Origin of the sequence: Stenotrophomonas sp. 278, from assembly GCF_003935715.1 — a bacterium.
In the GTDB taxonomy this organism is placed as follows: domain Bacteria; phylum Pseudomonadota; class Gammaproteobacteria; order Xanthomonadales; family Xanthomonadaceae; genus Stenotrophomonas; species Stenotrophomonas maltophilia_AH.
Genome location: NZ_RHPP01000014.1, coordinates 42,490 through 50,024 on the forward strand (window position 1 = coordinate 42,490; position 7,535 = coordinate 50,024).

Consider the following 7,535-nt stretch of genomic DNA (forward strand, 5'->3'; position numbering starts at 1 on the left):
TCCGCGCCACGACCAACGGTCGTGGCCTACCGGCTTCCGTTGTCTTCCTGGAACTCTTTCTTGAACGGCACATCCGGCGGTGGCCGCGCCACCGCTGGCTGATCCTGCATGTTCGGGTCGGTCAAGCCGCAGCCGCCACCGAACTGCAGGACTGAAATCACGCAGGAAATCTTCGAGTTGGTGCCGGGAATCGGGATCTCCATGGTCTGGATGCCCCGGCGCACCCACTCGGCCAGCAACGACTCGTTCGGGGCCCAGTACTTGTCGAACGAGGTCGGCGTGTAATCATATGGCGGGCGCTTGAGCCAGGTGCCGGACTGGGCGATGCGCTCGCGGCTCCAACCATCGTTCGCGCCGCCGGGAGCGCCACGTTCGCTGTTGCCGCTGCCGTCCTGGTTCGGCACGCGCACGCTGCCGTCGGCGTTGAACAGCCCATCGCCGGTGCGACCGGTGCCCTGGTTGGCCTGAGCGGTGCTGCCCGGAGCGTTGCGTGAGGCTGCGCCCCAGTCGTCGCCGCGGGCGGGTGTGGACCAGTCGCCTGGATTGGGAGCCGGGCGTGCGGCGGGGGTGGCCGAAGGCGACGGGGTCGCTGATGCGGCGCTGCGCGCGGGCGACTGCGACGATGCTGCGGGGGACGTGGACGTAGAGCCGGGCTCTGCCCGGCTGGCCGACGGCGACGGCGCGGACGACAGCGGGGCAGAGCCCCGCTCTACAACAGCGGGTGTCGGTGTCGTTGAAGACGCGGATGCGGGTGTCGTCGAAGACGCCGGTGTCGGGGGTGTCGGGGTTGCCGACGGTGCCGGCGTCGCCGCCTGCACCGGACGCGGCGGCGCGTTGGGAACGGTGCGCTCGCGCACCGCCACCTCGGGACTGCGGGTCGGCGGACGCACCGTAACCTCGCGCGACGGCAACTGCGGAATGGTCACATCCACTACCGGCACCGAAGTCACTTCGCGCTCCCGCACCTGTACGTCGCGTTGCGGCAGGGTCACTTCCACGCGCGGCATCGGAACGGGAACTGCGGGTGTCGGTGCGGTCACCACGGTGACTTCGCGCTCGCGCACGGTGATCTCTCGCGGACGCAGCTGCGGCTCGATGGGGCGCAGCTGCGGCGTGGTCGGGGTGACCTGCGGAGCTTCCACGGTTGTGACCGTGCGTTCGCGGACGGTCACTGTCGGGACGTCGCGCGGCACCACCCGCACCTCGGTGCGCGGCACGGTCGTCGGCGGCACCACGAAGTCGGTGGTGGCTTCGGCCACGTCGGTGGCCTGGATCGGCTGCTCCACGACCGGCACCGGCGTGGGCGGCGTCGCTTGCGGTTCGGGTGGCGGCGCGGCCGCGACCGGGGTTGGCGGCACGACTTCGGCTGGGACCGGCGTCGGTGGCGATGGTTCGCTCGCCGTAGTAGAGCCGGGCTCTGCCCGGCTGGCCGTTGGCGGTGTGTCGGCGGGCTGGGGTTGGCTGGCTTCGTTCAGCGGGGCAGAGCCCCGCTCTACATTCGCGCGGGCAGACACCGCGTTGGCCGGGCGCGCAGCGACCGCAGCGTTCGGTTGCGCCGCCCCAGCGTTGCTCGGCTGTGCTGCCTCCGCATCGCCAGGTTGCCCGCCACCGCCATCCTCGGCCGGCGTGCCCTGCCCAATGAAGTCCACCCGCATGCGCCCGCCGTCACCGCCCTGCTCCGGCTCGACCGGCGGACGGATCACTGCCACCCACACCAGCAGCAGCGCGAACATCACATGCAACAACACGCTGATCGCCGCGGATGTCCAGCGCATCCAGCGCTGGTCGCGCGGGGCCGGATCCCAGGTCTGCCACGCCAGACGGCGCAGGGCCTGCGGGAAGCTCAACGCGGGCAAGCGCCCGGGCGACCCCGGCAGCGGACGCTGCATCAGCTGGGCAACCATCTCGGTGGCCCTTACTGAGTAAGGCACAGGCTTCAGCGCGCGCAACCATAGACCCCAGCCGTACGGCAGGCCGGTGGTTTTTTCCAGAATGCGCTTGTCCGGCTGCCGTGACAGCAGCCAAGCAAGGATGTCGTCAGCCCGGCGCAGAGGCACGCAGCGGAATCAGGCTGCCGTACCGCGGGGAATATACGGGGCATGACCGCTGTCGTGGTCGGTCGCGTCACGCACGGCGGTGATGCCGGGCACGCGGCCCATCAGCGTTTTCTCAATGCCCTGCTTCAAGGTGACATCGGCCATGCCACAGCCCTGGCAGCCGCCGCCGAAGCGCAGCAGCACCACGCCATCGGCCGAGACTTCCTGCACGGCCACGCGGCCGCCATGCGAGGCCAGCTGTGGGTTGACCTCGTTTTCCACCACCCAGTGGACGCGTTCGACCAGCGAGGCCGATTCAGCGGGGGCTTCACCCTTGATCTTCGGGGCCTTGATGGTCAGCTGCTGACTGCCGGCGGCGTTGCTGACGAAGTCGATCTCGGCTCCGTCCAGCCAGCCGACGCTGTCGGAGGCCACGTAGAGCGTGAATCCGTCGCAGTCCACGGCCCATTCGTCGCCAAGCAGGTCGGTCGGTTCGGCGAACTCCAGGCGCGCGTCGGCGCGCGGGGTGCCCGCGTCAACGGCACTCAGGCGCACGCCCATTCCGGGCACGGCTTCGCGCTCGATGAGTTTGCGGAAATAGGTCTGGGCAGTGTCAGAGATCTGGATCATCCGGCTATTCTAGCGGCTTACATGTTATGCGCTCATTCGGTTTATACACTGTCCGGCGCATTGTTCAGGCATACAGATGGTGGAGGATTCCATGACCGACCTGATTCCCCTGGCCCAGGCCCATTGCGTGCCCCGTCGGGGCAGCGACCACAAGCTGGGTCAGGCCCGCATTGCCGAGCTGCTGCCGCAGGTTCCGGGCTGGGAGCTGGCCGAACAGGGCCAGGCCCTGACCCGTACGTTTACGTTCAAGGACTACTACCGGACCATGGCCTTCGTGAATGCCCTGGCCTGGGTGGCCCACGCCGAGGACCATCACCCCGACCTGGGCGTGCACTACGACCGCGCGGTGGTGCGCTTTTCCACCCACGATGTGGGCGGATTGAGCGAGAACGACTTCATCTGTGCAGCCAAGGCTTCGGCCCTTACGGAGTAATTCGCATGAAAATGGTCCATGCCGCCCTGTCGGGCGTTTCGTTGTTGGTGCTGACCGCGTGCTCGGGCTCCTCGGAGCCGGCGGCTCCGGTGGCCGCCCCGACCGAAGTGGCCGCGGTCAAGACTCCGCCGCCGCAGTACCCCATCGAGCTGGCCTGCCAGAACATCGGCGGAACCAGCACCCTGAAGGTGGTGATCGGCCCTGACGGTAAACCAAGCGAAGTGACGCTGGCCACCAGCAGTGGCAACAGCGCGCTGGACGAGCAGGCGCGCACCGCGGTGCAGGGCTGGCAGTTCAAGGCCGCGACCCGGGCGGGCCAGCCGGTGTCGAGCAGGATCCAGGTACCGGTGACGTTCAATCCGCCGCAGCCCAAGCCGGATGAGTGCTTTGCCATTGAGGAACGGCTGCGTCGCGGCGGTTGATTGGACACGTTGACAGTCCGGACTGATCGGCACCGCACAGCCGGGCAAGCCCGGCTCTACAAGGACGCTTCGCTGCATGCCTGATTTTTCCGCTGAGAATGTAATCACGGCCCTGCTGGTCACCCTCGCCGCTGGTCTGGCCACCGGATTGGGCAGCCTGATGGTGCTGTTCTCGCGCCGCCCCAACCCCCGCCTGCTGGCGTTCGGGCTGGCCTTCGCCGGCGGCGCGATGGTGTTCGTGTCGCTGACCGAGATCCTCAACAAGGCGATTGATTCGTTCACCCAGGCCTATGACGCGCGGCTGGGCTTCGCCTATGGCACGGCGGCATTCCTGGGCGGCGTGCTGCTGATCGTGCTGATCGACCACCTGATCCCCAACCCGCACGACAGCCTGGACAAGCAGGACCCGATGTACCGCGACAACAACCGCGCCTACATCAAGCGCGTGGGTCTGTTGACGGCCGTGGCGATCACCGCGCACAACTTCCCGGAAGGGCTGGCCACCTTCTTCGCCACGCTGGAAAGCCCCTCGGTGGGCATGCCGCTGGCGTTCGCGATTGCGATCCACAACATTCCCGAAGGCATCGCGATTGCGGTGCCGGTGTACTTCGCCACGCAGAACAAGGGGTACGCCTTCCTGGCCAGCCTGGCCTCGGGCCTGGCCGAGCCGATCGGCGCGATCATCGGCTATGCGGTGCTTTCGAACGTGCTGACCCACGCCACCTTCGGCTGGGTGTTCGGTCTGATTTCCGGGGTGATGGTGTTCCTGGCCCTGGACGAACTGCTGCCGGCAGCCAAGCGCTACGCCAAGGGTCACGAAACCGTCTACGGTCTGGTGGCCGGCATGGGCAGCCTGGCGATCAGCCTGGTGTTGTTCAAGTGGTGATTCGCCGCCATGTGATTGCACACGCTGCGTGACGCCGGGCGACGCCCGGCTCTACGGATCCGTGCAATCAGGGATCAGCCGAGGCGATTGAGAGCCTCGGCCAGTTCTTCGGCCAGCGGGGCGTTGAGGACGTAGGGGGTCTTGCCGCTGTCCAGGGCGAACTCCAGCGAGGCGGCGTGCAGGAACAGGCGTTTGAGGCCGATCTGCTCGCGAAGCCGCTTGTTGACGTCCGGTTCGCCGTATTTGTCGTCACCGGCGACCGGATGCCCCAGATGCTGGGCGTGTACGCGGATCTGGTGGGTACGGCCGGTTTCGATCCGCACCTCGCAGTACGAATGTCCACCCCGGCGCTCCAGCACCTTGAAGTGGCTGATCGACTCCTTGCCGATCGCGTTCACCTGTACGTGGCGCTCGCCGCCCTGGCGCAGGCCCACGTGCAGCGGCGCGTCCACCGTCATGGTGCCGTCCGGCATGCGCCCCACCAGCAGGGTCAGGTAGCGCTTGCGGATGCCCGCGCCGTGGTCTTCACGCAGCAGCGCCTGCAGTTCGCTCAGCGCCGAGCGCTTCTTGGCCACCACCAGCAGGCCCGAGGTGTCCCGGTCCAGCCGGTGCACCAGTTCCAGCGTCTTGCCCGGGCGCAGCGCGCGCAGCGTCTCGATCGCGCCGAAGCTGATCCCGCTGCCCCCGTGACTGGCGACCCCCGAAGGCTTGTTCAGGGCCAGCAGCCGGTCGTCCTCAAAGACTATCGCCGCCTCCAGGCGCTTCATGAACGCCTCCGGCGGTGTCGCTTTGTCTCCTTCCTCGGTGAGACGCACCGGCGGCACCCGGACTTCATCCCCCGCTTCCAGCTTGCGCTCGGCCTTGGCGCGGCCGCCGTTCACCCGCACCTGGCCGCTGCGCACCAGCTTGTATACCAGGCTGCGCGGAGCCCCTTTCAGCTGGCCCAGCAGGAAGTTGTCCAGGCGTTGCCCGGCGCGGTCGGACGGAACTGTGATCATGCGCACGCTGGTCTTGGTGTCAGCGGACTTTGGGGACGGCTCGGAGACGGTCATTGGCCTTTTATTCTGTTACACTCGGCGGGCGAGATAAGGGATTGATTTCGTTGGAAGTTGTTCTGGGCCAGAAGCCCGGCTTCCTTCGATTCCGGCACAGTGCGCAGCCACCGCCCCCGGGGCGGCCATGTTAGCGGCTCACCGGCGGTCCCGGCCATCGCCGGATGCCTGACAAGCGTCTGCGCTGAAAAAATGACCCTGTGGCGCTCCAGCCTGGCTGACAGCTGCCTCCGGCCCGCAACACCCAAACCAAAAAAATGTAGCGCTCCCGCGGCCTGCCGTGGTGTTGAAGCGCTGGAAGCCCAAGCCGCCCTCCCCGCGCCTGCGCGATGGGCGAGCAAGCGTGACCAGAAGCGAAACCCCATGGCGTTCCGCGCGGTAGCAGCGCGCGAGGAACGCAACAATGAAGCGAATGCTGATCAATGCCACGCAGGCTGAAGAGCTGCGGGTAGCCATCGTGGATGGCCAGACGCTGTACGACATCGACATCGAACAGCCGTCCAAGGAACAGAAGAAGTCGAACATCTACAAGGGCCGCATCACCCGCCTGGAGCCCTCGCTGGAAGCAGCGTTTGTTGAATACGGCGGCGACCGTCACGGCTTCCTGCCGCTGAAGGAAATTTCCCGCGATTACTTCCAGGCCGGGGTCGACCACAACAAGGCGACCATCCGCGAACTGCTGCGTGAAGGCCAGGAAGTCGTTGTCCAGGTGGACAAGGAAGAGCGTGGCAACAAGGGTGCCGCCCTGACCACGTTCATTTCGCTGGCCGGCCGCTACATGGTGCTGATGCCCAACTCGCCCACCGCCGGTGGCGTGTCGCGTCGCATCGAGGGCGAAGACCGCGCCGCCCTGAAGGACGCGCTGGACAAGCTGAACATCCCCGACGACATGGGCGTGATCATCCGCACCGCCGGTGTCGGCCGTGACGCCGAAGAACTGCAGTGGGACCTGGACTACCTACTGCAGGTCTGGAAGGCCATCGCCGAAGCCGCGCTGACCAAGCCGGCTCCGTTCCTGATCTACCAGGAATCGCGCCTGATCGTGCGCGCCCTGCGTGACTACCTGCGCGCCGATGTCGGCGAGATCCTGGTCGATACCGAGGAACTGTACGAAACCGCGCGCGAATTCATGCAGCAGGTGATGCCGCAGACCCTGCGCAAGCTCAAGCACTACAAGGACGACATTCCGCTGTTCAACCGCTTCCAGATCGAATCGCAGATCGAAGGCGCGTATGAACGCAACGTCCGCCTGCCGTCCGGCGGCTCGATCGTGGTCGACCAGACCGAAGCCCTGACCGCCATCGACGTCAACTCCTCGCGCGCCACCAAGGGCAGCGACATCGAGGACACCGCCTTCCAGACCAACCTGGAAGCGGCCGAAGAAGTCGCCCGCCAGCTGCGTCTGCGCGACCTCGGCGGCCTGGTGGTGATCGACTTCATCGACATGTCGTCCAACAAGCACCAGCGCGAAGTGGAAAACCGCCTGCAGAACGCGCTGAAGTACGACCGCGCGCGCGTGCAGCTGGGCCGCATCTCGCGCTTCGGCCTGATGGAAATGAGCCGCCAGCGCCTGCGTCCGAGCCTGGGCGAATCCAGCCAGATCATCTGCCCCCGCTGCGACGGCCACGGCCGCATGCGCAGCGTGGAATCGTTGTCGCTGTCGATCATCCGCGTGGCGGAAGAACACGCCATGAAGGAAAACACCGGGCAGGTGCTGGTCCAGGCCCCGGTGGAAATCGCCAACTACCTGCTCAACGAAAAGCGCAGCGCGCTGCGTGAAATCGAACAGCGCCACGACGCGCCCATCGTGATCGTCGCCGACGAGCAGCTGCACACCCCGCACTACGAAGTCACGCGCCTGCGTGAAAACGAGCTGGGCGAAGAAAGCGGCAAGCCGAGCTACCAGCGCGGTACCCCGCGCAAGCTGCCGGTGCACGCGCTGACCAAGGCCCAGCTGAACATCCCGGCGGCCCCTGCAGTGACCCACGTCAAGCACAGCGCCCCGGCTCCGGTGCGCGAAGTGGCCGAAGTGGAAGCCGCTCCGGCCCCGGCTCCGGTCGCTCCGGCCCCCGTGGC

General features: G+C 66.9%; 7 protein-coding genes. 4 read left to right on the forward strand and 3 right to left on the reverse strand.

Going from position 1 to position 7,535, the window contains the following annotated elements; all coding sequences use genetic code 11:
• Positions 1-26: 26 nt before the first annotated feature.
• A complete protein-coding gene (locus EGJ34_RS04315; RefSeq protein WP_125359307.1) occupies positions 27-2,057 on the reverse strand; it encodes a hypothetical protein in 2,031 nt (676 codons plus the stop codon).
• A 9-nt stretch (positions 2,058-2,066) separates the two neighbouring features.
• Positions 2,067-2,666, reverse strand: a complete 600-nt coding sequence (locus tag EGJ34_RS04320; protein ID WP_125359308.1) for an NfuA family Fe-S biogenesis protein — start codon at positions 2,664-2,666, stop codon at positions 2,067-2,069.
• Between the two features lie 91 nt (positions 2,667-2,757).
• Between EGJ34_RS04320 and EGJ34_RS04325 the strand changes: the two genes are divergently transcribed.
• The 3 genes from EGJ34_RS04325 (at position 2,758) to zupT (ending at position 4,407) form a co-directional block, all read left to right on the forward strand.
• The gene (locus tag EGJ34_RS04325) at positions 2,758-3,099 is read left to right on the forward strand and encodes a 4a-hydroxytetrahydrobiopterin dehydratase (RefSeq protein ID WP_125359309.1); all 342 of its coding nucleotides are present in this window, start codon (positions 2,758-2,760) and stop codon (positions 3,097-3,099) included.
• A 5-nt stretch (positions 3,100-3,104) separates the two neighbouring features.
• Entirely contained in the window at positions 3,105-3,521 is a 417-nt protein-coding gene (locus EGJ34_RS04330) for an energy transducer TonB (protein WP_125359310.1), read from the forward strand.
• 76 nt (positions 3,522-3,597) lie between these two features.
• Positions 3,598-4,407: a zinc transporter ZupT gene (gene zupT / locus EGJ34_RS04335; RefSeq protein ID WP_125359311.1), complete on the forward strand. Its 810-nt coding sequence runs from the start codon at positions 3,598-3,600 to the stop codon at positions 4,405-4,407.
• 74 nt (positions 4,408-4,481) lie between these two features.
• Here zupT and EGJ34_RS04340 read toward each other — a convergent pair whose 3' ends face one another.
• Entirely contained in the window at positions 4,482-5,459 is a 978-nt protein-coding gene (locus tag EGJ34_RS04340; RefSeq protein ID WP_125359312.1) for an RluA family pseudouridine synthase, read from the reverse strand.
• 403 nt (positions 5,460-5,862) lie between these two features.
• On the opposite strand from EGJ34_RS04340, the gene EGJ34_RS04345 reads away from it, so the two are divergent.
• Positions 5,863-7,535, forward strand: a 1,673-nt coding sequence (locus tag EGJ34_RS04345) for an Rne/Rng family ribonuclease (RefSeq protein ID WP_125359313.1), incomplete at its 3' end; no start/stop codon positions are given.

Bases quoted from the DNA above. Each gene is read 5' to 3' on its own strand.
- EGJ34_RS04320 (WP_125359308.1), bottom strand. From the start codon at position 2,666: ATGATCCAGATCTCTGACACTGCCCAGACCTATTTCCGCAAACTCATC.
- EGJ34_RS04330 (WP_125359310.1), top strand. From the start codon at position 3,105: ATGAAAATGGTCCATGCCGCCCTGTCGGGCGTTTCGTTGTTGGTGCTG.
- EGJ34_RS04340 (WP_125359312.1), bottom strand. From the start codon at position 5,459: ATGACCGTCTCCGAGCCGTCCCCAAAGTCCGCTGACACCAAGACCAGC.
- EGJ34_RS04325 (WP_125359309.1), top strand. From the start codon at position 2,758: ATGACCGACCTGATTCCCCTGGCCCAGGCCCATTGCGTGCCCCGTCGG.
- zupT (WP_125359311.1), top strand. From the start codon at position 3,598: ATGCCTGATTTTTCCGCTGAGAATGTAATCACGGCCCTGCTGGTCACC.